This window comes from Thioreductor micantisoli (genome assembly GCF_055392745.1).
The window spans coordinates 431961-454871 of sequence record NZ_AP043760.1; the positions used below are offsets into that span (position 1 = coordinate 431961).

Consider the following 22911-nt stretch of genomic DNA (forward strand, 5'->3'; position numbering starts at 1 on the left):
AATTTCTTAACACTACAAAAAGCTAAAAAAGGGAGCGCAAGCGCCCTTTGGGTTTGAAGCACACTTTTTTTAACGCTTTTTTTCGTTAAAATTTGCAGTTGTTTCGTTTTATTTAATTTAGTACAAAATAAAAGTAAAAGGATTTGATATGATTAATGAATTATTTCCAGAAGATGATGGTATGTTTATGGGAAGTCCAAAAAGTAAATTTTTTGATATAGTTTATAATGCGAATAGAAATTTAGTAGAGCAAGAAATCGAAGATATAATTGAGCGAATGTGTTTATTAGAAATGATAGCTGAAGAAAACGAAGAAAATTTAGAGCAAAAATTATCAGAAGTTAAATTTAGTAAATCACAAGAATTAGAAGATAAAAAATTTGATTCTTTTATAAATAGCACAGGAAATATTCTTTCTCAAAATGAGTAAAGTTTTATTCCTATTTTTTTCTATTTCTCTTTTTGCATTTGATCCAACAAAATATTGGTGGATAAATGATACAATTTATCTCAAAAAAGATTACCCTGCAATTTATAAAATTTTTTACAATAATAAAATTTATATATTAAAATTTCGATGGACTTTGTATAAAAATAGAGGTCTTGTTATGCTTTATAATTATGAAACTCACCCTTTTCAAAATATTTTATATAAAAATTATCAATTAAATGGATATAAAATCTATATTGCTAAACAAAATAAGGTAAATGATCCATATTTGATGATTTATTTCAAAAATTTCAAAAATAAAATTGCACAATTTAATATTTTAATATATAATCCAAAAAAAAATATAAGAATTAAATTGAATGAGCCAAGATATAGAAAAATAGAGTGGGTTAAGAAATTAAAACCATTATATCAAGGTCAGTTTAATGGTGAAGTTCCATATAAAGAGGTTAAAGATGAATAAAGTTTATGAATATATGAATGAAATGTTTAAAGATTTAAAGTATTTTGATGAAATTCCAAAAGGAAAAGGAGTTAGAGCTAAATTAATTACTACAATTAATCCTAATGCAGTTGTTTTAGCAGCGTCCGTGGAGTCAATTCATTTAGCGTCACTTTTACACGATGATGTAATTGATGAAAGTGAATTAAGAAGAGGTGGAAAGTCAATTAATGCAAAATATGGAGATAAAATAGCCATAATGCTTGGAGATATGCTTTTTGGTAAAGCACTTGAAAAACTAACAAATTATGATAAGAAAGCAAGTGAAAGTTTAGCTAAAACTATTTATATATTAGGTTTAGGTGAAATGGAAGATGTAGCTTTAAGTGAAAATATGAATTTAGATAAACAAAAATATATGAATATGATTTATAAAAAAACAGCAGTTTTGATTGAAATGGCTTGCCTGGAATCTGCTAGACTTGCCAATTTTGATAGTCAAAAATATGCTCTTTATGGACGAAATTTAGGAATTGTTTTTCAAATAATTGATGATATTTTAGATATTGTAAGCGATGAAAAAACATTAGGAAAGCCTGTAATGAATGATTTGTATGAAGGTAAAATGACTTTGCCCTTTATTTATATGTATGAAGAATTAGATGAAAAAGAAAGAATATATTTTAAAACTTTATTTAAAAAAAGATTAAATAAAGAAGAAGAAAAATGGATAAAAACAAGAATTCTAAATGCAATTAAAAAAAGTTATGAAGAAGCTAAAAATTTGGCAAATGAAGGAATTAAAGAAATAACAGAGCCATTTTTAAGAGAGATTATGATGAAATTAATAGAAAGAAAATTTTAAATAGATGGATATAAAAAATTTACTTGAAAATGAGATAAAAAATAGAGATTATTACAAGGTAAGTGAAGAAAATCCTGACCCAATTTTGATAGCACAAAAATACAAAGATGAAAAAATATCTTTAATCTGTGCTTTGTTTGCTTATGGAAAAGCAAGTTTAATTGTTAAATTTCTAAAAAAAATAGATTTTAATATTTTAAAAGAGAGTGATGAAGAGATAAAAAAATATTTTATAGATTATAAATATAGATTTCAAACAAATTTAGATATAGCTGAGTTTTTTATAACTTTAAAAAGAGTGGGTAGCTTAGAAGAACTGTTTTTAAAAGGTTATAAAAAAGAAAACTTTGTAATCGATGGAATTGATACAATTTTGGAAGAATTTTATAAAATTAATTCTTATGATTCAAAAGGCTATAGATTTTTAATAGGTAATAGATATAAAGGTAAAACTAAAGGAAGCTCTCCATATAAAAGATGGAATATGTTTCTCAGATGGATGGTAAGAAGTGATAATATTGACTTTGGATTATGGAAAAACATAAAAAAATCTGATTTAATAATTCCACTTGATACTCATACTTTTAATGTCTCACATAAATTAGGATTATTAAATAGAAAGACTTATGATTTAGAATCAGCTATTCTTCTGACAAATAGACTAAAAATTTTTGATGAAAATGACCCTGTAAAATATGATTTTGCTATTTATAGATTGGGACAAAATGAAAATTTGTAACAAATTAAGGATAATTTTGAAAAATTATATTCATAATCTATTAATTTATGATAAAATTTCAATAAAAAAAGGAAATGTCAATGAATGAACCATTTTTATTTTTAGGTTTTGGTAGTGGCCCTATGACAGTGCTTGTAATTCATTCTGTTTTAGCAATGATTATTGCATTAGTTGTGGCAAAAATGGCTACGAGAAATTTACAAACTGTTCCAAGAGGTTGTCAAAATGTTATGGAAAGTTTAGTAAGTGGTATTTTAACAGTTGGAGGTGATGTAATCAGAAAAGATTTAGCAAGAAAATATCTTCCATTAACTGGTGCATTAGCTATTTATATTTTTATTGCAAATATGTTAGGAGTTTTCCCTGGATTTGAATCTCCAACAGATAATGTAAATCTTACACTTACTTTGGCTTTAATTGTATTTTTTTATTATCATTATGAAGGTATTAAGAAAAATGGGGTAATTCACTATTTTGCTCATTTCGCCGGGCCTGTTAAAATATTAGCACCGCTTATGTTTCCAATTGAAGTAGTTTCTCATATTTCAAGAATTATTTCATTATCATTCAGACTTTTTGGGAATATGAAAGGTGATGATTTATTTTTAGCAGTATTATTAATGTTAGCACCTTGGATTGTTCCTTTACCAGCATTTGCATTACTTACATTCTCAGCAATTTTGCAAGCATTTGTATTTATGATTCTTACTTATGTTTATCTTGCAAGTGCTACAACATTAGAAGAAGAAACTCTTTAAGAGTTTTTTCTTTGAAAAAATATTTAATTACTGACCCTAAATTTTATCCAAACTTTAAACTTGATTTAACTAATTCTATTGAAAAATATAACCCTGATTATATTTGTTTTCGTGATAAAAATAGTGCAAAAAATGCAAAATTAGCAGTTGAAATAGCAAAATATTATAAAATTCCAATTGTCGTAAATCAATATGTAGAATTACTTAATTTAGGATTTGATGGAGTTCATCTTACTTCAAATCAACTTCATTTAATTGATAAGTTTAAAAATTACTTAACTTTTGCTTCTACTCATTCAAGTGAAGAAGTAAAAAAAGCTAAAAATTCAGATTTCATTACTTTTTCACCAATTTTTAATTCAAAAGGGCGTGAAGGTTTAGGAATAGAAGTTTTAAATAAAATATGTGATAAGGCTAAACCAAAAGTATTTGGGCTTGGTGGAATTGTAAGTGAAAAAGAAATAGAGCAAATTAAACTTTCAAAAGCTTACGGATTTGCTAGTATTCGCTACTTTTTGGTATAATTAAACAATTAATTAACAAAGGATATTTTTGGATGCAATTGTAAGACTTAGTGCTTTAGGAGATATTATTCATACTGCTATTGTTTTACAATTTTTACCAAAAAAAGTTGATTGGATTGTAGAAGAAGGCTTTGCAGAAATTTTAGTAGGAAATCCAAATATAAATTCTATACAAAAAGTAAATTTAAAAAGTTTAAAAAAAAGTAAATTAAATATTTTTAGTGAATATAAAAAGCTTAAGAAATTTCCAAAGTATGACAAAGCAATCGATTTTCAAGGACTCATAAAAAGTGCAATTATTAATAAAAATATCTCTAAAAAAACAATAGGTCGAATGGATGTTAGAGAAAGTTTAGCAAAAATATTTTATGATGAAAAATTAAAAACTTCTACTCATACAATTGATAGATATCGTGAAATGATAAATCAAATATATAATTTAAATATTTCACAAAATGAATTTATAAATCATAAACATTTTTTGTTTTATAAAGATTTCAATACAAAAGAATTTTTTTCTAAATCAAAAAAAAATATTGTTTTTATAGTTGGAAGTACAGCAAAGAATCGTCAATATCCTACAAAAAAATGGATAGAGTTAGCAAATAAATTAAATGAAAATATTTTAATTCCTTTTGGAAATATTGAAGAAGAAAAAATAGCTTTTGAAATATCTGAAAAATCTAATGCAAAAGTTTTGCCGAAAATGAATCTGGACAATCTAAAAGCTACTATTTCAAATGCTGATTTAGTTATAGGAAATGATACGGGGCCAACTTATATAGGTTGGGCAAATAATATTCCTACGATTTTACTTTTTGGAACAACTCCAATTAGTAGAATGTTTGAAAACAGCACTACAAAAATAGTTAAAAGTAAAACGGCAAAATATTTAGATAAATTAGATAAAGAAGATTATTCTATAAATGATATTGAAATAGAGGAAATTTTGGAGAAAATAGATGAATTTAAGTAAGATTATAGGAGATATTTTATATCTAATTCCAAATAGAAGAAAAAAAGATTTGTTTACAAATTTAGATTTAGTTTATCCAAATATGCCTCAAATTGAAAAGGCTAAATTAGCTAAAAAAGTGTATGAAAATTTTGTTTATAATATATTTGAACTTTTTAGAAATAGAAATATTACAAAAGAAAAGTTAGCTAAAAAAGTAGAATTTATTGGATTTGATAAAGTTAAAAATTATTTAGATAAGCCTGTTGTTTTTATTTCTGCTCATTATGGAAATTGGGAGATGATGCCTTTAATCTTAGGTGGAATTTTAGAAATTCCGATGAGTGTAGTTGTGAGGAATTTAGACATTGAATCTTTGAATAAATTTGTTAAAAAAAATCGTGAAACATTTAATATAGAAACATTTGATAAAAAGGGTGCTTTAAAAAATTTAATAAAAGCTCTTAAAAACGGCAGAAGTGTAGGTATTTTTGTGGATCAAAATACAACTAAAGAAGAGGGTGTTGATGTAGAAATGTTTGGATTAAAAGCATTGCAAACTCCTTCTGCAGCTCTTTTATCAAAAAAATTTGATGTGCCAATTATTCCTGTTTTTATCCAAAGAGAAGGAAATAGATATAAAATTGTTTTTAAAGATGCTATAATTGAAAAAGATATAAATAAAAATGTACAAATGCAAAGTAAAGTTATTGAAGAAATGATTAAAGAAAAACCAGAAGAGTGGTATTGGCTTCATAGAAGATTTAAACATTATTATGAAGAGAAATACAAATGATAAGTGTTGTAATTATTACAAAAAATGAAGAAAAATTTATTGCAGATGCTGTGCATTCGAGTTTATGGGCTGATGAAGTTGTGATTTTGGATAGTGGAAGCGAGGATAAAACTTGTGAAATTGCGAGAAATCTAGGAGCGAGAGTTGAAACAAGTGAATGGCTTGGATTTGGAAAACAGAAACAAAAAGCAGTGGAACTCGCAAAAAATGATTGGGTTTTTGTCCTTGATAGTGATGAAAGAATTACAGAAGAGCTAAAAAATGAAATTTTAAATGAGATTAAAGAACCGCAATTTGATGCCTATTTTGTAGCAAGATTAAACAATTTTTGGGGTAAAGATATTAAATATTTAGGACTTTATCCTGACTATTCAATTAGGTTTTTTAACAAGAAAAAAGCAAAATTTAATGATAGAGTTGTGCACGAAAGTGTGGAGTGTAATTGTAAAAAAGGTTATCTAAAAAATCATATGATTCATTTAGCGTATGAAAGTATTGAAGAATTTATAACTAAACAAAACAGATACTCATCAATTGGAGCAAAGAATAATAAATTAAAAGCACTCTTTTCACCTGTTTGGACATTTTTTAAATTATATTTTATAAAGCTTGGATTTTTAGAAGGATGGGATGGCTTTGTGATAGCAAAACTTTATTCTGAATATACTTTTTGGAAATATATCAAAGGTAAAAAATGAAAATATTGGTAATAAAATTTAGAAATATAGGTGATGTTTTACTCACAACTCCACTTATTAAAAATTTAAAACTTTACTATCCTAAGGTAAAAATTGATATGGTTGTCAATAAGGGTACAGAGTCTATGATAACAAATAATCCAAATATAAATGAAATTTTTGTTTATGATAGAAATTATTATAAAAGTTTGCCAACATTAAAAAAAATTATAGAAGAGTTTAAATTTTTAAGAAGTTTTAAAAATTATGATATGGTTATCAATACAACAGAAGGTGATAGAGGTGCTTTTATAGCAAAATTTAGCAATGCAAAAATGAAAATTGGTTATCCTGTGAAAAAGAATTGGTATTTAAAAAATGTGTTTAATTTAGAGATGTCAAGACCGACACTCATTCGTCATATTGTAGATAATAATCTAGATGCTATCCGCGAGCAAAATTTGGAAGTTTTAGAAAAAAAAGTAGAAATTTACTGGGATAAAGAGGATGAAAAGAGAATAGATGAATTAAATTTAGATGAATTTGTGCATATTCATCCAGTTTCAAGATGGATGTTTAAGTGTATAAAAGATGAAATAATGGCGGAAATTATTGATTTTATCGAAAGTAAAGGTAAAAAAGTAGTTTTGACGGCTTCTCCTGATGAAAAAGAGATTAAAAAAATTGAATCAATTTTAAGTTTTACAAAAAGTAGTCCAATTAATTTAAGTGGAAAATTATCTCTTAAAGAGGTAGCTTATTTATCAAGTAAAGCTAAACTTTTTGTAGGAGTTGATACTGCAATTATGCATATGGCTGCAGCTGTAAATACGCCAGTAGTTGCTTTTTTTGGTCCAAGTGGTGCTTTTAATTGGGGACCTTGGGATAACGAAGTGATGGAAAGTGGCTATACTAATAAAAATGGAATTCAAAAAATGGGAAAACATATTGTTATACAACACAATTGGGATTGCATACCTTGTGGACAAGATGGGTGCAATGGTAGTAAGATAAGTGATTGTTTGATGCAATTTGATATGAAAGAAGTTAAAAATATTATAGAGGAGAGATTGTGAATATCTTAGAAATAGAATACTCAAAAGGTTGGGGTGGTCAAGAAAAAAGAACAATTAGACTTATAAATCATTTAGATAAAAAATATAAAGTTTTTTTTGTAGCTCAACCTGATAGCAATATTGTAAAACATCAAAATGAAATAAATGCAAAAGTAATTCCTATGAAAATGGGACAAATTTACAATATTTGGACTATTTTAAAATTGGCGTTTTTAGTTCGAAAATATCATATTGATATCATTTCTACTCATTCCGGAAAAGATGCTTGGCTTGGGGCAATTGTAGGAAAAATTACAGATACTCCTGTTGTTAGAGTAAGACATTTACTTACTAAAATAAATTCACCAAAATCTTATAATTTAAGCACAATCACAATTGCTGTTTCAAAACAAGTTGAAGAGTATTTAAAAAGTATGGGTGTGAAAAATGTTAAAACTATCTATACTGGAATTGATACAGAACTTTATAAACCAAATAATTTACATAAATTAAGAAAAGAATTTAATATTGATGAAAACATTATAATTGTAGGAATTGTAGCAGTTTTAAGGTCAGCTAAAAGGCATAAAGATTTAATAGAAGCAGTCTCTAAAATTGATAGAGATGTAAAACTTATAATTGTTGGAGATGGTCCTCAGAGGGAAAATTTACAAAACTTAATTAAAGAAAAAAATTTAGAAGATAAAGTAATTATGACTGGACAAAGAGATGATGTTCCTGAAATTTTGAGTGATTTTGATATTTTTGTATTGCCTTCAAAAGAAGAAGCATTGGGGACTTCTATTTTGGAAGCTTCATCTGCTGGAGTTCCAGTTATTGGTAGTCGTGTAGGTGGTATCCCAGAGTGTGTAAGAGAAGATAAAAATGGACTGCTTTTTGAACCGATGAATGTAGAAGATTTGAAAGAAAAATTATTAGAATTAATTGATAACAAAGAAAAATTAGAATTTTATAAAAATAATTCAAGAAAATTTATTGAGGAAAATTTCTCAGTTGATAAAATGGTAAAAGAGACTGAAAATTTGTATGATGAATTAAAGGCTAAATCGTGAGTGTTCCAGTTTTGATGTATCATCATATATTTCCAAAAGAGAGTTTTATTGCCTCAAGTGTAGAAAATTTTGAAAAACAGATGAAGTTTATTTCAGAAAATTATCAAAGTTTAACAAGTGAAGAGTTTGTAAAATATAAAAAAGGTGAATTAAAACTAAATAAAAAAGCGGTTTTGATTACTTTTGATGATGGTTGGAGAGATAACTATATTTATGCATATCCAATTTTGAAAAAATATAATTTAAAAGCTACTCTTTTTGTAATTACGGGATGGATTGATAAAGCAAGTGAAAAAAGTTATGAATTTGTTACAAGAAAACATAATGAATGTAAAAAAATAGTTCAAGAAAGAGCAAATGAAGTAGTTTTAAATTGGGATGAGATTGAAAAAATGAGAAATGTTTTTGATATTCATTCACATACCCATTTTCATAGAGACGATTATTTTGGTAAAATTTCACTTAAAGAAGAATTGGTTTTAAGTAAAGAAAGATTAAAAGAGCATAATATTTTTTCAAATCAATTATGTTGGCCTCGTGGAATTTATAGCGATGATGATATAAAACTGGCAAAAAGTATTGGTTATGAAGTTTTATACACAACAAAAAGAGGAGTTAATATTCCGAATAAAAACTTAGATGAGATTAAAAGAATATCTGTTAAAAAAGATGATAAATGGATAAAAAAACAACTTTTTATTTTTAGTAATAATATTTTAGGAAGTTTGTATGCAAAGGTTAAAAAGTGAGAATAGTTTTTAAGGAATTAATTTGAAAGTTTGTATGGTAGATTTTCATGCTGATTTAATTTTAAATAATGAAGGAAGTGCTCAAAAAGTTATTAAAAGTTTTTGTGATAATTTAGATATTGATATTAGTTGTTTAAGTATGAGTTATGATTTGTATAAAGAAAAAATAATAAATAATATAAAATATTATACAATTCCAGAAAATAGATTAAAAAACAAAATTTTTAATAAATTTTTAAATTTAAAAGTATTTACTTATGAAGAAATGATAGATATTATAGAGAAGGAAAAATATGATATTTTACATTTTCATAATAGACTTGAATTAGTTGATAAATTAGTTAAAAGACTTTCTTATAAACCCAAAATAGTTTGTCATTTTCATAGAGAATTTAATAATCCAATTATTCCAAAAAATGCAGATTTAATTTTAAGAGTTAGTCAAAGTTTGGTTAATGATATAAAACAAAAAATAAATACTATTAAAAAAGTAGAATTTATTCATAATTCTATTCCTCATGATGTTTTTAAATTTAAAAAAGAAGAATTTAATGAAATAAAAGAACCTATTCAATTACTTTTTGCTTTTGGAGATAACGATAAAAAAGGATATTTAGAAGTTTTAGAAGCAATTGAATTACTTGATAAAAAAGGTATAGATTATCAATTAAATATTTGTGGTAATAAAAAAGAGTTAAATTTTGATAATAATAAAATAAAAACTTATGGATTTTTAAAAAATAAAGAACTTTTTAATTTGATGAAAAAAATAGATATATTGCTTGGCCCATCACATAAAGAAGCATTAGGTTTAATTTATTTAGAAGGTTTATATTTTGGTTGTTATGTTTTGCCAAGTAAAGTTGGTGGAATTCCTGAAATATTTGGTGAAAATTATGAATTTTATTGTGATTTGAATGGCAATAGTGTTTATAAAAATATAATTAAACTTTTAAAAGTAGATAAAGCTCAATATTTGACTATGAGAGATAATATTTTAAATAAATTTGAAATAAAAAATTTAGCAAAAGAATTAGTAGATAAATATAAGGCTTTAATAAAATGAAAATTTTACTTGTTAGAAATGATAATATTGGTGATTTAGTTTGTACGACTCCTGCAATTGAAGCTCTAAGAAAAAAGTATCCACAAGCTCGAATCGATATTGTGGTAAATAGTTATAATTATATAGCAATTGATAAAGATCCATTTGTCGATACAATTTATTCATATACTAAGCCAAAACATAAAAAAGCTTTTAGTGATAAAATTTCTGCACTTTTTGGAAAAATTAAAATAATGTCAAAAATATTTTTTACAAAATATGACGCGGTAGTTGTTTTTAGAAGTGGATATTCTTCTTCGGCTGAGCAGTTTAGTAATTTAAGTAGAGCAAAAATTAGAATTGGTGTAAAAGATACAAAAAATAGAGATAATTTTACTCATCATATAGAAGTTAATCCAAATGAACACGAAGTAGAGTTTTGTTATAAATGTTTAGAACCATTGGAAGTAAAAAAAGGGAATGAAAAATCATTTTTTTATGTTCCAGAAGAATTAAAAGAAAACTATAAAAACTATAAAAATTATCTTTTATTTCATATTTCTTCAAGAATTAAAGAAAACAGATATTCAAAAGAGAAATTTAAAAAAATTATTGATAATTTAGATGAAAATATAATTATTACGGCTGAGCCTGATGATTTTGAAAGTGCGAAATGGATTGAAAATAATACAAACGCTAAATGGATAAAAACTAATTCTTTACTTGATTTAACAGGACTTATTGTAAATGTAAAATTGTTTGTTACTTTTGATGGTGGTGCTATGCATATTGCTCCGGCACTTGGAGTAAAAACTATTGCAATTAGTGGAAAAACAAATATGAATAAATGGTATCCATGGGGATATAGAGATTTAGTAATTCAAGATAAAAGTAAAATTGCTGAAAATATTGAACCTGAATTAGTTGTTAATAAAATTAAGGATAATTTATGAAATTTATTTATAAAAAGTATGCAAAAAAAATAGATAAAAGTATGCAAATCTCAAAAGATGAAATAGAACAGTCTAAAACTATACTTTTCAGTGTTTTTAGTAGATATGGAGATAGTATTATTGCTTTTGTAATAATAAAAGAGTTTATTTTAAAACATTTAGATAAAGAATATATTTTAATTACATCTTTACAACATTATTCTTATGCTAAAGAGATTTTAAAAGATTTTCCAAATATAACTATAAAATATTTTAATAAAAAAAATCCATTATCCATATTTATACTTACTAAATATTTAAAAAATGAAAGTATTGATTTAGGATTTAATCCTTGGAGTTTTGGGGAAGATGGTGAGTATTTTATTTTATTTACAAAAAAATATTCTTCTTTTAAACATTTTAAATCTTTTACAAAAATAGATAATTTATACGATAGAATTAGAGAATATTTTTATTTAAAGACAATAAAAGAAAAACAAGCTATTAATTTTAAAATTGATAAAAATATGAAAGTATTAATTGCTCCAATTTCAACAGATATCACTAAAAATTTGTCTGTTGAAAATGTAAAATTTTTACAAACTTATTTTAAAAATAGTGTGTTAGCTTTACCAAAAAATGAAGCAAAAAATTTTAAAAATAATAATTTATTTATATTTAAAAAAACTCAAAAATCTTCGCAACAATTTATTGATTTATTAAAAGAAGTGGACTTATTTATAGGTGTGGATTCTGGACCTTTACATATAGCTTTAGCATTAAATAAAAAAAGTATAGGAATATTTGGCCCAACTTCTCCTTATGTTGTTTTAAATAATAAACAAGAAATTAAAATTATAAGAGACAAAAGGTTAAAAGGGGTGTTTTGTTTTCAAAAGTGTAATGAACCAAAATGTATTTATGATATTATAAAAGAAAAAATGTTTGATATTGATTATAAAATGGAAAACGAAGTAATTTTAGAAGAAGACATATGTCCATTAACAAAGTAAAAAAGGAATATTTTAAGTCTATTTGAAAAATCTATTAATTTATTTTTGAAATCTGCAAAAGAAATTGAAACTTTAAAAATAAATGAAAATGATACTTTTGTAGTAGTTTCTAATACGGCATTGGGTGATACTATACTTTCTACTCCTGCTATAAAATCATTAAAAAAATCATTTCCTAATAATAAAATAGTAGCAGTTTTGAAAAGTAGTTATGCTCCTTTATTTAAAAATTTTAAATATATTGATGAAATTATTGAATATGATGGGAAATATAAAAACTTTTTTAAAGCAGTTATTAAATTAAAAAAAGTTAAGCCTAAAATAATTTTTATTTTTCATTCAAATGGACCACAAGATATTCAATTGTCTATTTTAAGTGGAAGTGAATATGTTTTAAAACATCCTACTAAGACTTATTTAAAAAAATATTTATCGTTTGATTTCTCTAAAAAACAGCAACATACAATTGAAGATAGATTAGATTTAGTTAGAAAAATTGGTGGTAAAGTAATTGATCCAACTATGGAAATAGGAGAAATTGAAGATAACCCTAAATTTGATAAATTTAAAGAATATATTGGCTTTCAAATAGGTGCAGCAGATATTTATAAAATGTGGCCTATTGATAGATTTATAGAATTGGCAAAAAAATTATTAGAAAATGGTGAAAAAATTGTAATTGTTGGTACTCAAAATGAGAGTAACTTAGCTGATGAAATAATTGATAAAGTAAAAAACAAAAATATTATAAATATGTGTGGTAAGACTAATATTATTGAACTTGCAAATTTAGTTAATAATTTAAAAATGCTTATAACCAATGATACTGGGACTATGCATTTAGCAGTTGCGTTAAAAACTCCAACTATTTCTCTATTTTCTCCAACATCATCAGAAGAGATAGGACCTTATCAAGATTTAAATATTCATGAAGTTATTCAAGAAGAAGGAAGTTTTATACAAAAATTACCAAAAAAAGATAGAGATAATTCTGCTATGAAATTAATTGAAGTAGATGAGGCTTATAAAAGTTATTTAAATTTAAAGGACAAAATTTGAAATTTTGTATGTATAACATAACAACAACAATAAAAAGTGGTGGAATTGAAACATTTTATTGGGAAGTTAGTAAAGAGCTTATAAAACAAGGTCATCAAATAGAACTAATAGGTGGAGTTGGAAAATATATAAAATATGAAAACATTCCTTTAAAAATGTTTAAATTTACTTCAAGAGAAAAAATTTTAGATTTAGGAAATAGGTTTAAAAAATTGGGAGAAAGAGTTAGCTTTTTTAGAAATGCTTATTCTTATTTAAAAACTCAAAAATATGATTTTTTTTTAATTCATAAACCATTGGATTTTTTTACTTGTTATTTTATGAAAAAAATTAATCCTAATATTAAAACAGTTTTTATTTCAGGTGGGGAAGATTTTTATGGATTTGATAAATTTTTTGCGAAATATGTGGATTTTATGTTTGCTGTAAGTAATGCAAATAAAAAAATTATAGAAAATAGATATAAAAGAAAAGTTATAATTCTATCTAACGGTGTTGATATAAATATATTTAAGCCTAATTTAATAATTAGAAAAGACTTTAGAAAAAAATACAATTTGGAAAATAAAAAAATTTTGATAAGTGTTGGAAGAATTGTAGGATGGAAAGGATTTCAGATAGTTATTAAAGCTTTGAAAAATATAGATGCTTGTTATATTTTAATAGGAAAAGGCGAATATTTAGATAAATTAAAAAATTTAGCAAAAGATTTAGAAGTAGAAAAAAAAGTTCTTTTTTTAGGAGAAATAGATAACAAACTTTTACCTGATTATCTAAATATGGGTGATATTTTTGTTCAACCGAGTATAGGACATGAAGCTTTTGGTATAACTCTTATAGAAGCAATGGCGTGTGGATTGCCTGTGGTGGCTAGTAAAAATGGTGGTATGATTGATATTGTAAAAGATGGTGAAAATGGATTTTTATTTGAAATAAATAATATTAATGATTTAAAAGAAAATATAATCAAAGCTTTAAAAAATAGAAATAATTTGTCAGTAAATGCTCGAAAGTATGTAATAGATTATTATACTTGGGAAAAAACTATTCAAATTTTAATTGGAGAAATAGAATGAAAAAAGTTGTAATGTTTAATGCACCGATACATCCAGTTCCACCTACAACAGGTGCGGCAGTTGAAAGTTGGATTGATGAAGTTTCAAAAAGAATTATTTCTTATCAAACACATATTATTTCATTGAGTAGTAAATTTTTACCACTAAAAGAATATAAAAATGGAGTTTATTATCATAGAATTCATTTAAGTAGAATTTACAAAAGAATTTTTCAAAAAATTTTGGCATGGGATGTTTATTCTTATAATAAAAGAGTTTTTAATATTATAAAAGATATAAATCCTGATATAGTTCATATTCATAATTATTATGACTCAAAAGAAATTATTGATTGGATAAGAAAATTTAATCCAAATATAAAAATTATTTTACATATGCATAATGAAAGTAATAAATTTTCAAAAAATCCATATCCAAAAGTTGATGCTTTTATTGGGTGTAGTAACTATATTAAAAACTCTTATAAAAATAAAAATATTATTAAAAGTAATATTTTTAAAACTATTTATAATGGAGTAGATTCTAAGAAATTTAAAGATATAGAAGATTTTTCACAGAATATTAAATCCATTTTAAAAAAGAAAGAAGATGAAATTAATGTTTGTTATTTTGGAAGAATTAGTCCCGAAAAAGGAGTAGAAAAATTTATTAAACTTGCAAATTTATTCAAAGATAATGAAAAATATAAATTTTATTGTTTTGGAGAAATTTCAAAATCTGGTGATAGAAGAAATTTTTATGATAATTTGATTAAATATATAGAAACAAATAAATTAAATAATATATTTTTTAATGATTATATCCCTCCACAAAAGATGTATTTGGCTTATAATTTTGCTGATTTTGTAATAGTATCATCTAAATTTAATGAGCCATTTGGAATGGTCGCACTAGAAGCATTAGCTGCTAACAAAACAGTTATTGCTTCAAAAAAAGGTGGATTAGTAGAATTTTTAAGTGATAAAAACTCATTTTTAATTGATGATTATGATAAATTTGAGTATGTAGCAAAAGATATAATTTTAAACAATAAAAATTTAGAGCATATTAAAGAAGAAGCATTAAAAACAGCAAATAAATATGACTGGTTTAATATTGCTTTTTCACTGGAGGGGTTTTATAATGAATTATAAAAATATTCAATTTTTAATTATTATTTTTTTAGGTATGTTTTTATTTGGAAGTTTTGTTCAGGGATTAACAAAAATAAAATATATAGGTCTTTATGGTGCAATACTATTTTATTTTATTGATATATTTAAAAATAAAACTTTTTTATATAAACAATATTTTGTAGAAAATAAATCTTTATTTATTACTCTGTTTTTATTTTTATTTTCAATTATATTATCTATAATATTTTCGTTTTCAAATAGTGTTGAGTCAATTAAAGAATTTGAAGTTGAATTTTTAAATACTTCTATTTTTGTTATTATAGCTTTGAATATAAAAGATAAAAGACTTATGATGAAAATTTTATTTTATATGATTATTTTAGCATTTGCTTATGATACTATCAGATATGCTTATATATATATCAAAAATAATCCTAATTTTAATTTATCAATAAGATTATCCAGAAATTATAGTGACTATTTTTTAACTATATATCCTTTTATTTTAAGTAGTTTTTTTATATTTAGAAATAAGCTCAAATATATTACTTTAATATTATTAGCAATAGGTTTTATAGAACTGCTTTTAACAGGGGCTAGAGGGGCATGGGTAGGTGTGATTGGTGAAACAGTAATATTTATTATTGCTTTAAGTTATTTAAAAAAAGAGTATATAAAAAGAATTATTGTAAGTGTTGGAGTAATATCTGCTATTTTAGTAGGAAGTGGATATTATATCTATCAGCATTCATCTTTATTAAAACAAAAACTTTATCAAGGAGTATCTCCAAATGGAAGAGATGTAATTGTTAAAACTAGATTACCTATATTTTTAAAATATGGTAATTTAATTACAGGAATTGGTGGTCCTGATAATTATCAATATGATAAATTTCTTAATTTTTACCATGCACCTAAAAAGTTTGGTGTTAAAGAAGGAAATAAATTACGTTATTTTAGTGATGAACCATTTTTATTACAAATTTTTTATAAAGAAGGAGTTATAGGTGTTATAACATTTTTAATTTTTGTATTTATATTTTTATATAAAAGTTACAAATCACTAAATTTATATACATTATCAATAACAACATCTTTTATTGGTTATTATTTAATAAGAGGATTAGTAGAAGGAAGAGAATTGAAATTTTTGTTAATATATTTTGGTTTATTTTTAATTGCAAAGGCTAAAAATGAAAATAGCATATATTTATCCTGAAAAATTGCCATCAAAAAAGGCAAGGACAATTTCTGTAATAAATACAAGCTGTGAATTGTCTAAAATAATTGATACAACACTTGTTTATGAAAAAAGTGGGGAAAATATTTTAGATTTTTATGGTTTAAAATGTGATCTAAGTTTAAAACCTTTATCTAAAAAATTTTTAATAAGAAGTAATAAAATTTTTAATTTTAATTTAAAAAAAGAGATTCAAAATTATGACTATTTTTATGTAAGACATTTAAAAATAGCTAAATTTTTAATTAAAAATGGGGCAAAAGTTATTTTTGAAGCACATGAAATTTTTTCTAATACAAATAAAAAGATAAAAGATATAGAAAAATTTGTATATAAAAATAGTTTAGCTCTTACTTTTATAAATCAATCTTTACAAGAAGAGATAAATAAGTATTTTAAAACTACTAAATTTCAAAAAGTTATCCATAATGGTACTAATTTTACAACTGAATATATAAAAAAAGATTTTTCTAAAATAGAGGAAATTTATTATATTGGTTCTTTTCAGAAATGGAAAGGAGTTGATTTTTTAATAGGTGCGGTTAAAAATTTAGATATAAAACTTAAAATAATTGGAGATGGAGAAAGAAAAGAAGAATTACAACAAAAAGCAGGTAAAAATATGGAATTTTTGGGATTTAAAACTCACGATGAGATTAAAAAGATATTAAAGAAAAGTAAATTAACGGTAATTCCAAACATTAGTTCTAGTTATAATAATTTTTCAACACCAATAAAACTTTATGAGTATTTAATGACATCTAATATTGTTTTATCCAGTGGTTTTAAACCTATTAAAGAAATAATTAGAGATGGAGAAAATGGATTTTTATTTAAAGCAGGTGATAAAAAGGATTTTTTAAATAAATTAAATTATATTTTAAATTTAGATAAAGAAAGATTAGAAATTATTTCAAAAAATGCTTATGAAATGGGAAAACAATTTACTTGGGAAAATAGAGCAAAAGAGATAGTACAATTTATGAAGGAACTTAATGCAAAAAATAACCTTCCTTCGTCTTAAAAAAAACAAATTTGGAGGGGCGGAGAATTATTTAGTTCGTCTGAGTGATGGATTAAAAAAGTTGGGAATAGAAGTTGAAATAAAATATTCCTCTGCTCCAAAATTTTTAGCAAGTTGGATAAAGGCTATTTGGTATAATTTAGAAGTTTGTCTAAATAAAAAAGATAAATTCTATTTTTCACTTGAAAGAGTTGTTTGTCCAGATATTTATCGTGCAGGGGACGGAGTTCATAAAGTTTTTTTGGAAGTTGAGAAAAAGTCAAAATTTAATCCTCTTCATTTAGTTTATCTTTTTATTGAAAAAAGAATGTTTAAAAATGCTAAAAAAATAATAGCAAATTCACAAATGGTAAAAAAGCAAATTATCAATACTTACAACATAAATCCACAAAAAGTTGAGGTAATTTATAATGGTGTACCGATTAAAAAAATAGCGAATTTTGATGATATAAAAAAAGAATTTAATATCCAAAATGAGAAAATTTTGCTTTATGTTGGAAGTGGATTTAAAAGAAAAGGTGTTGAAGAAGTTTTAGAAATTGTTTCTAAACTAAAAAATTATAAACTTTTTATAGTTGGTAAAGAAAAAAAGATGGACTATTATAAAAATTTAGCAAAAGAATTGAATGTAAATGCTATTTTTACAGGTCCAAGAAGTGATGTAAATAAATTTTATTCAATGGCCGATATTTTTATTTTTCCAACTCATTATGAACCTTTTAGCAATGTAGTTTTAGAGGCAATGAGTTATAAATGTGTAGTTTTTACGACTGCTCAAAATGGTGCAAGTGAGATCTTGGATAAAAGTTTTGTAATGAAAAATCCAAAAGATTATAAAATAGAATTAATTCAAAAACTTTTAGATGATGAAAATTATTTAAATGAAATTAAAGAAAAAAATTATCAAATTGCTCAAAATTTTTCTATTGAAAAAAATGTAAATGAAACTTTAAAGGTAATAAATGAAACTATTAATTGAAGTTCCTACTTGGCTTGGTGATGCTGTTATGGCAAGCGGGGCAGTAGATAAATTAATTGATAATTTAAATCCAAATGAAGTTATAATCTTTGGTAGTTTTGTCTCAACTGAACTTTTTAAAAATCATCCAAAAGTAGATAAAATTGTAGTTGATGATAGAAATCACCGATTTAAACAACTTTTTAAAATTCGAGCTAAGTTTGGAGTAAGTTTTCGAAGTAGTTTTTATTCAAAAATTTTCATGAAGTTTTCTGCTAAAAAAAGTTTTAATTTTTCTAAAAATTATGAAGGCCATCAAGTAGAAAAATATAATAAATTTATAGATAATATACTTAATAAAAATTTAGAAATTTATAAACCAAAACTATATTTTACTCCTTTTAAATATAATAAGCCAACTCTTGGAATTAATCCAGGGGCAACCTATGGAAGTGCAAAAAGATGGTATCCTGAAAAATTTGCAAAAGTAGCGAATGAGATGGCAAAAGAGTATGATATTATTATTTTCGGTGGTCCAGGGGAAGAAGATATCGCAAAAGATATTGAAAAAAATTTAATGATTAAAAATTATCAAAATTTATGTGGAAAACTCTCAATTCGAGAACTTTGTGAAAGAATAGCGGGGCTTAGTATGTTTGTAACAAATGATAGTGGTCCGATGCATATTGCTTCTGCATTTAATGTGCCAATAGTTGCAGTTTTTGGTCCTACAAAATATAAAGAAACTTCTCCATATTCACAAAATTATAAAATAGTAACGAAAAACTTAAAGTGTGCACCTTGTATGAAAAGGGAGTGTCCTTTGAAAACTCATGAATGTATGAAATCAATAAAAGCTAATGATGTAATAAAAGCTATAAAGGAGTTAAATGAAAGCCTTGTTTCTAGATAGAGATGGAGTAATTAATATTGATTATGGATATGTTGGTAAAATTGAAAATTTTCATTTTAGAGATGGGATTTTTAAACTTGCTAAACATTTTCAAGATAAAGGGTATAAGATTTTTGTAGTTACCAATCAATCTGGAATTGCAAGAGGATATTACACTGAAGAAGAATTTTTAAATTTAACTAAATGGATGAAAGATGAGTTTCTAAAAAGAGGAATTAAGATTGAAGATGTTATATTTTGTCCTCATCATCCAGATATTAGTGGAGTTTGTGAATGTAGGAAACCTTCTCCAAAAATGATTTTAGATTTAACGAATGAATATAATATTGATTTAGCAAATTCAATTTTAATAGGTGATTCAAGTAGAGATATTGAAGCAGGTCAAAAAGCTGGAGTTGATAAAAATATATTAGTTAGTAAAGAGGGAAATATTTTTGATATAATTAGTAAAAAAGGATTTTTATGAAATATATTGATACAGATTTTAATAATAAAACAATTTTAATAACAGGTGGAGCTGGATTTATAGGTAGTAATTTAGCTTTTTATTTTCAAGAAAATTATCCCGATGCAAAAGTAGTAGTTTTTGATAAATTTAGAAGTGAAGAGACTTTTAGCAACGGAAATCTTAAAAGTTTTGGACATTTCAAAAATTTGCTTGGATTTAAAGGTATTGTAATTAGTGGTGATATTACTAATAAAGAAAATTTAAAAAGATTAGAAGAGTATAACTTTGATTATATTTTTCACGAAGCGGCTATTTCCGATACAACTGTTTTAGATCAAAAAATTATGATTGACACAAATGTAAATGCGTTTAGAGATTTACTTGATATGGCTGTAATGATGAAAGCAACAGTGGTTTATGCAAGTAGTGCAGCAACTTATGGAAATAGTGATATTTTTGAAGTGGGGAAAGAAAATCCGAATAATGTATATGGATTTTCAAAATTGATGATGGATAATTTAGCAAAAGAGTATTATGACAAAATAAAACTTGTAGGGCTTAGATATTTTAATGTTTATGGAGAAAGAGAATATTTTAAAAATAAAACTGCATCAATGATTCTACAATTTGGCTTACAACTTCTAAAAGGTGAAAATGCAAAACTTTTTGAAGGAAGTGATAAAATTAAGAGAGATTTTATTTATGTACAAGATATTATTCAAGCCAATGTAAAAGCTACAACTGCAAAAAATGGGGTTTATAACGTAGGAACAGGAATTGCGAGAAGTTTTCAAGATATTGTAGATATTCTAAAAAAAGAATTAAATATAAAAAGAGAAGATAAATATATTTCAAATCCATTTGCAAGTCAATATCAATATTTTACTCAGGCGAATATAGAAGATACTAAAAAAGAGTTAAATTATAATCCACAATTTAGTTTAGAAGAGGGTATAAAATCATATATTCCAGAAATTAAAAGAATTTATGAAGCAGAAGTAAAATGAAACAAAATATTTTAGTAATTGGTGATTTTATGATAGATCACTATTTATGGGGAAAAAGTGATAGAGTTTCGCCCGAAGCACCAGTGCCAGTTGTTGAGGTAATAAAAGAAGAAGATAGACTTGGTGGGGCTGGAAATGTTGTGAATAACTTAATTAGCTTGGGTGCAAATGTAATTGTCTCAACTGTTTTAGGTGATGAAAATGAAAGAATGTTTAAACTTTTAAATGAAAAAAACATAGATACAAGTGGTGTTTTTGTAGATGAAGACAGAAAAACAATTATAAAAAGTCGAGTTATCTCATCTCATCAGCAAGTTATTAGATATGACAAAGAATCAAAAGAAGATATTTCAAAAGAAAATGAAGCTAAAATTATAAATTTTGTAAAAGAGAATATTTCAAAAATTGATGTTATTTTACTTAGTGATTATGCTAAAGGAGTTTTAACAGAGAATTTAACTCAAAATATTATAAATTTAGCAAATGAAAATGGTAAAAAACTTATAATTGATCCTAAAAATAGGTTTTATAAATATCAAAATGCTTATATGATAAAACCAAATAAAAAAGAATTATCAGTAGCAACTGGAATAGAAATTAATTCAAAAGAGGATTTATTAAGAGCAGGATGGGCTTTGAAAGAAGAGCTTAATTTAGAATATCTTTTAGTTACTTTAAGTGAAGATGGAATGGCACTTTTTGGGGATAAATTTATTCAAATTCCAACTCTTGCGAAAGAAGTTTTTGATGTAACTGGAGCAGGTGATACTGTTTTAGCAAGTTTAGGATATTTTTTAGCTCAAAATGATAATTTAATTGATGCTATGCACTTTGCAAATGCGGCTGCTGCTGTGGTTGTAGGAAAAGTAGGAAGTGCAGTTGTTACAATTGATGAAATACTTCATTATGAAAAAAACATTGATAATTCAGTAGAGCATAAAATAGTTAATTTTGATGAAATTGAAGAATTAAGTGAATCTTTACATAAAGAAAATAAAAAAATGGTTTTTACAAATGGATGTTTTGATATTCTTCATTTAGGACATGTGAAATATTTACAAAAAGCAAGAGCTTTAGGTGATGTTCTAATTGTGGGAGTGAATTCAAACTATTCTGTATCAAGATTAAAAGGTTCTACTCGTCCCGTGAATGATGAATTTGATAGAGCTTATTTACTTGCAAGTTTGGAAGTGGTGGATTATGTCGTAATTTTTAATGAAGATACTCCATATGAACTTATTAAAAAAGTTAAGCCCGATATTTTAGTAAAAGGTGCGGATTATAAAGATAAAGAAGTGGTAGGAAGTGACATCGCAAAAGAAGTGAAACTTATTGAATTTGTAGATGGAAAAAGCACTACAAGTATAATTGAAAGGATGAAATTATGTTGAAAAATTGTTTAAATGCTCATATTGAAACAGCAAAAAAGATGGAAAATTTATTGCCATTAATTCAAGAAGCAGGAGTTTTAGCTACAAATACTCTTAAAAATGGTGGTAAAGTTTTAATTTGTGGAAATGGTGGAAGTGCTGCTGATTCTCAACATATTGCAGCGGAATTAAGCGGAAGATTTAAAAAAGAGAGAATTGCTCTTGCTGGAATTGCACTTACAACCGATACTTCAGCACTTACCGCAATTGGAAATGATTATGGATATGAGTATGTTTTTTCTCGTCAAACAGAAGCACTAGCAAATGCAGGAGATTTACTTATAGGAATTTCTACAAGTGGAAACAGCTTAAATGTAATAAAAGCAATCGAAAGTGCTAAAAACATAGGTTGTAAAGTAATAACTTTAACTGGTAAAAGTGGTGGAAAGATGAAAGATTTAGGCGATATAAATTTAGTTATACCTTCAAATGATACTCCAAGGATTCAAGAAATGCACATAATGGTCGGTCATATGATTTGTGCAATTGTTGATGAGGAGTTTTAAGTTATTTTTTCTCTTGCTCAGTGTGTTTAAGTCAGCGTTTGTTACGAAACTCTTCAATTTG

The 22911-nt window shown here is 24.9% G+C and carries 26 protein-coding genes; all 26 read left to right on the plus strand.

The window, feature by feature from the left end; all coding sequences use genetic code 11:
• Nucleotides 1-148: 148 nt before the first annotated feature.
• The 26 genes from ACZ5OA_RS02345 to gmhA all read left to right on the plus strand — a co-directional run bounded on the left by ACZ5OA_RS02345 (nt 149) and on the right by gmhA (nt 22850).
• Entirely contained in the window at nt 149-430 is a 282-nt protein-coding gene (locus ACZ5OA_RS02345) for a DUF2018 family protein (protein WP_464907921.1), read from the plus strand.
• Nucleotides 423-914 carry a hypothetical protein gene (locus ACZ5OA_RS02350; protein WP_464907922.1) on the plus strand — a complete coding sequence of 164 codons (492 nt, stop codon included), beginning with the start codon at nt 423-425 and terminating at the stop codon, nt 912-914. The genes ACZ5OA_RS02345 and ACZ5OA_RS02350 overlap by 8 nt, the downstream gene beginning before the upstream one ends.
• Entirely contained in the window at nt 907-1758 is an 852-nt protein-coding gene (locus ACZ5OA_RS02355; RefSeq protein WP_464907923.1) for a polyprenyl synthetase family protein, read from the plus strand. Before ACZ5OA_RS02350 ends, ACZ5OA_RS02355 begins: the two co-directional genes overlap by 8 nt.
• Before the next feature lie 4 nt (nt 1759-1762).
• Nucleotides 1763-2497 (plus strand): TIGR02757 family protein, encoded by a 735-nt coding sequence (locus ACZ5OA_RS02360; protein ID WP_464907924.1) that lies wholly within the window; start codon nt 1763-1765, stop codon nt 2495-2497.
• A gap of 80 nt (nt 2498-2577) precedes the next feature.
• Nucleotides 2578-3255 carry a F0F1 ATP synthase subunit A gene (locus ACZ5OA_RS02365; protein ID WP_464907925.1) on the plus strand — a complete coding sequence of 226 codons (678 nt, stop codon included), beginning with the start codon at nt 2578-2580 and terminating at the stop codon, nt 3253-3255.
• An 11-nt stretch (nt 3256-3266) separates the two neighbouring features.
• Entirely contained in the window at nt 3267-3779 is a 513-nt protein-coding gene (locus tag ACZ5OA_RS02370) for a thiamine phosphate synthase (protein WP_464907926.1), read from the plus strand.
• Nucleotides 3780-3807: 28 nt separating this feature from the next.
• Nucleotides 3808-4755 (plus strand): lipopolysaccharide heptosyltransferase I, encoded by a 948-nt coding sequence (gene waaC / locus ACZ5OA_RS02375; protein ID WP_464907927.1) that lies wholly within the window; start codon nt 3808-3810, stop codon nt 4753-4755.
• Complete coding sequence (locus tag ACZ5OA_RS02380) at nt 4742-5530, plus strand: lipid A biosynthesis lauroyl acyltransferase (RefSeq protein WP_464907928.1); 789 nt, start codon at nt 4742-4744, stop codon at nt 5528-5530. Before waaC ends, ACZ5OA_RS02380 begins: the two co-directional genes overlap by 14 nt.
• A complete protein-coding gene (locus ACZ5OA_RS02385) occupies nt 5527-6228 on the plus strand; it encodes a glycosyltransferase family 2 protein (RefSeq protein ID WP_464907929.1) in 702 nt (233 codons plus the stop codon). The genes ACZ5OA_RS02380 and ACZ5OA_RS02385 overlap by 4 nt, the downstream gene beginning before the upstream one ends.
• Nucleotides 6225-7283 (plus strand): putative lipopolysaccharide heptosyltransferase III, encoded by a 1059-nt coding sequence (rfaQ, locus tag ACZ5OA_RS02390; RefSeq protein ID WP_464907930.1) that lies wholly within the window; start codon nt 6225-6227, stop codon nt 7281-7283. Before ACZ5OA_RS02385 ends, rfaQ begins: the two co-directional genes overlap by 4 nt.
• Nucleotides 7280-8335, plus strand: coding sequence for a glycosyltransferase family 4 protein (locus ACZ5OA_RS02395; protein WP_464907931.1), 1056 nt, complete (start codon nt 7280-7282; stop codon nt 8333-8335). Before rfaQ ends, ACZ5OA_RS02395 begins: the two co-directional genes overlap by 4 nt.
• Nucleotides 8332-9084, plus strand: coding sequence for a polysaccharide deacetylase family protein (locus ACZ5OA_RS02400; protein ID WP_464907932.1), 753 nt, complete (start codon nt 8332-8334; stop codon nt 9082-9084). Before ACZ5OA_RS02395 ends, ACZ5OA_RS02400 begins: the two co-directional genes overlap by 4 nt.
• 22 nt (nt 9085-9106) lie before the next feature.
• Nucleotides 9107-10150: a glycosyltransferase family 4 protein gene (locus tag ACZ5OA_RS02405; RefSeq protein WP_464907933.1), complete on the plus strand. Its 1044-nt coding sequence runs from the start codon at nt 9107-9109 to the stop codon at nt 10148-10150.
• The gene (locus tag ACZ5OA_RS02410) at nt 10147-11082 is read left to right on the plus strand and encodes a glycosyltransferase family 9 protein (protein ID WP_464907934.1); all 936 of its coding nucleotides are present in this window, start codon (nt 10147-10149) and stop codon (nt 11080-11082) included. The genes ACZ5OA_RS02405 and ACZ5OA_RS02410 overlap by 4 nt, the downstream gene beginning before the upstream one ends.
• A complete protein-coding gene (locus ACZ5OA_RS02415; RefSeq protein ID WP_464907935.1) occupies nt 11079-12074 on the plus strand; it encodes a glycosyltransferase family 9 protein in 996 nt (331 codons plus the stop codon). The genes ACZ5OA_RS02410 and ACZ5OA_RS02415 overlap by 4 nt, the downstream gene beginning before the upstream one ends.
• A gap of 45 nt (nt 12075-12119) precedes the next feature.
• On the plus strand, nt 12120-13133 hold the full coding sequence (locus ACZ5OA_RS02420) for a glycosyltransferase family 9 protein (protein WP_464907936.1): 1014 nt from the start codon (nt 12120-12122) through the stop codon (nt 13131-13133).
• Nucleotides 13130-14209 (plus strand): glycosyltransferase family 4 protein, encoded by a 1080-nt coding sequence (locus tag ACZ5OA_RS02425; protein WP_464907937.1) that lies wholly within the window; start codon nt 13130-13132, stop codon nt 14207-14209. Before ACZ5OA_RS02420 ends, ACZ5OA_RS02425 begins: the two co-directional genes overlap by 4 nt.
• The gene (locus tag ACZ5OA_RS02430; RefSeq protein ID WP_464907938.1) at nt 14206-15342 is read left to right on the plus strand and encodes a glycosyltransferase; all 1137 of its coding nucleotides are present in this window, start codon (nt 14206-14208) and stop codon (nt 15340-15342) included. The genes ACZ5OA_RS02425 and ACZ5OA_RS02430 overlap by 4 nt, the downstream gene beginning before the upstream one ends.
• On the plus strand, nt 15332-16543 hold the full coding sequence (locus ACZ5OA_RS02435) for an O-antigen ligase family protein (RefSeq protein ID WP_464907939.1): 1212 nt from the start codon (nt 15332-15334) through the stop codon (nt 16541-16543). The genes ACZ5OA_RS02430 and ACZ5OA_RS02435 overlap by 11 nt, the downstream gene beginning before the upstream one ends.
• Nucleotides 16518-17588: a glycosyltransferase gene (locus ACZ5OA_RS02440; RefSeq protein ID WP_464907940.1), complete on the plus strand. Its 1071-nt coding sequence runs from the start codon at nt 16518-16520 to the stop codon at nt 17586-17588. Before ACZ5OA_RS02435 ends, ACZ5OA_RS02440 begins: the two co-directional genes overlap by 26 nt.
• Nucleotides 17560-18567 carry a glycosyltransferase family 4 protein gene (locus ACZ5OA_RS02445; protein WP_464907941.1) on the plus strand — a complete coding sequence of 336 codons (1008 nt, stop codon included), beginning with the start codon at nt 17560-17562 and terminating at the stop codon, nt 18565-18567. The genes ACZ5OA_RS02440 and ACZ5OA_RS02445 overlap by 29 nt, the downstream gene beginning before the upstream one ends.
• Nucleotides 18551-19459 carry a lipopolysaccharide heptosyltransferase II gene (gene waaF / locus ACZ5OA_RS02450; RefSeq protein WP_464907942.1) on the plus strand — a complete coding sequence of 303 codons (909 nt, stop codon included), beginning with the start codon at nt 18551-18553 and terminating at the stop codon, nt 19457-19459. Before ACZ5OA_RS02445 ends, waaF begins: the two co-directional genes overlap by 17 nt.
• Complete coding sequence (gene gmhB, locus ACZ5OA_RS02455; RefSeq protein WP_464907943.1) at nt 19437-19925, plus strand: D-glycero-beta-D-manno-heptose 1,7-bisphosphate 7-phosphatase; 489 nt, start codon at nt 19437-19439, stop codon at nt 19923-19925. Before waaF ends, gmhB begins: the two co-directional genes overlap by 23 nt.
• Complete coding sequence (gene rfaD / locus ACZ5OA_RS02460; protein WP_464907944.1) at nt 19922-20914, plus strand: ADP-glyceromanno-heptose 6-epimerase; 993 nt, start codon at nt 19922-19924, stop codon at nt 20912-20914. Before gmhB ends, rfaD begins: the two co-directional genes overlap by 4 nt.
• Nucleotides 20911-22305, plus strand: coding sequence for a D-glycero-beta-D-manno-heptose-7-phosphate kinase (rfaE1, locus tag ACZ5OA_RS02465; RefSeq protein WP_464907945.1), 1395 nt, complete (start codon nt 20911-20913; stop codon nt 22303-22305). Before rfaD ends, rfaE1 begins: the two co-directional genes overlap by 4 nt.
• Nucleotides 22299-22850 carry a D-sedoheptulose 7-phosphate isomerase gene (gene gmhA, locus ACZ5OA_RS02470; protein ID WP_464907946.1) on the plus strand — a complete coding sequence of 184 codons (552 nt, stop codon included), beginning with the start codon at nt 22299-22301 and terminating at the stop codon, nt 22848-22850. The genes rfaE1 and gmhA overlap by 7 nt, the downstream gene beginning before the upstream one ends.
• The last annotated feature ends 61 nt before the right edge of the window (nt 22851-22911 follow it).

What these genes read in the sequence shown, in the direction of transcription:
- ACZ5OA_RS02415 (WP_464907935.1), top strand. Translation starts at nt 11,079, where the DNA reads ATGAAATTTATTTATAAAAAGTATGCAAAAAAAATAGATAAAAGTATG.
- ACZ5OA_RS02435 (WP_464907939.1), top strand. Translation starts at nt 15,332, where the DNA reads ATGAATTATAAAAATATTCAATTTTTAATTATTATTTTTTTAGGTATG.
- ACZ5OA_RS02355 (WP_464907923.1), top strand. Translation starts at nt 907, where the DNA reads ATGAATAAAGTTTATGAATATATGAATGAAATGTTTAAAGATTTAAAG.
- rfaD (WP_464907944.1), top strand. Translation starts at nt 19,922, where the DNA reads ATGAAATATATTGATACAGATTTTAATAATAAAACAATTTTAATAACA.
- gmhA (WP_464907946.1), top strand. Translation starts at nt 22,299, where the DNA reads ATGTTGAAAAATTGTTTAAATGCTCATATTGAAACAGCAAAAAAGATG.
- ACZ5OA_RS02430 (WP_464907938.1), top strand. Translation starts at nt 14,206, where the DNA reads ATGAAAAAAGTTGTAATGTTTAATGCACCGATACATCCAGTTCCACCT.
- rfaQ (WP_464907930.1), top strand. Translation starts at nt 6,225, where the DNA reads ATGAAAATATTGGTAATAAAATTTAGAAATATAGGTGATGTTTTACTC.
- ACZ5OA_RS02380 (WP_464907928.1), top strand. Translation starts at nt 4,742, where the DNA reads ATGAATTTAAGTAAGATTATAGGAGATATTTTATATCTAATTCCAAAT.
- ACZ5OA_RS02385 (WP_464907929.1), top strand. Translation starts at nt 5,527, where the DNA reads ATGATAAGTGTTGTAATTATTACAAAAAATGAAGAAAAATTTATTGCA.
- gmhB (WP_464907943.1), top strand. Translation starts at nt 19,437, where the DNA reads ATGAAAGCCTTGTTTCTAGATAGAGATGGAGTAATTAATATTGATTAT.
- ACZ5OA_RS02345 (WP_464907921.1), top strand. Translation starts at nt 149, where the DNA reads ATGATTAATGAATTATTTCCAGAAGATGATGGTATGTTTATGGGAAGT.
- ACZ5OA_RS02445 (WP_464907941.1), top strand. Translation starts at nt 17,560, where the DNA reads ATGCAAAAAATAACCTTCCTTCGTCTTAAAAAAAACAAATTTGGAGGG.
- waaF (WP_464907942.1), top strand. Translation starts at nt 18,551, where the DNA reads ATGAAACTATTAATTGAAGTTCCTACTTGGCTTGGTGATGCTGTTATG.
- ACZ5OA_RS02360 (WP_464907924.1), top strand. Translation starts at nt 1,763, where the DNA reads ATGGATATAAAAAATTTACTTGAAAATGAGATAAAAAATAGAGATTAT.
- ACZ5OA_RS02350 (WP_464907922.1), top strand. Translation starts at nt 423, where the DNA reads ATGAGTAAAGTTTTATTCCTATTTTTTTCTATTTCTCTTTTTGCATTT.
- rfaE1 (WP_464907945.1), top strand. Translation starts at nt 20,911, where the DNA reads ATGAAACAAAATATTTTAGTAATTGGTGATTTTATGATAGATCACTAT.
- ACZ5OA_RS02440 (WP_464907940.1), top strand. Translation starts at nt 16,518, where the DNA reads ATGAAAATAGCATATATTTATCCTGAAAAATTGCCATCAAAAAAGGCA.
- ACZ5OA_RS02410 (WP_464907934.1), top strand. Translation starts at nt 10,147, where the DNA reads ATGAAAATTTTACTTGTTAGAAATGATAATATTGGTGATTTAGTTTGT.
- ACZ5OA_RS02365 (WP_464907925.1), top strand. Translation starts at nt 2,578, where the DNA reads ATGAATGAACCATTTTTATTTTTAGGTTTTGGTAGTGGCCCTATGACA.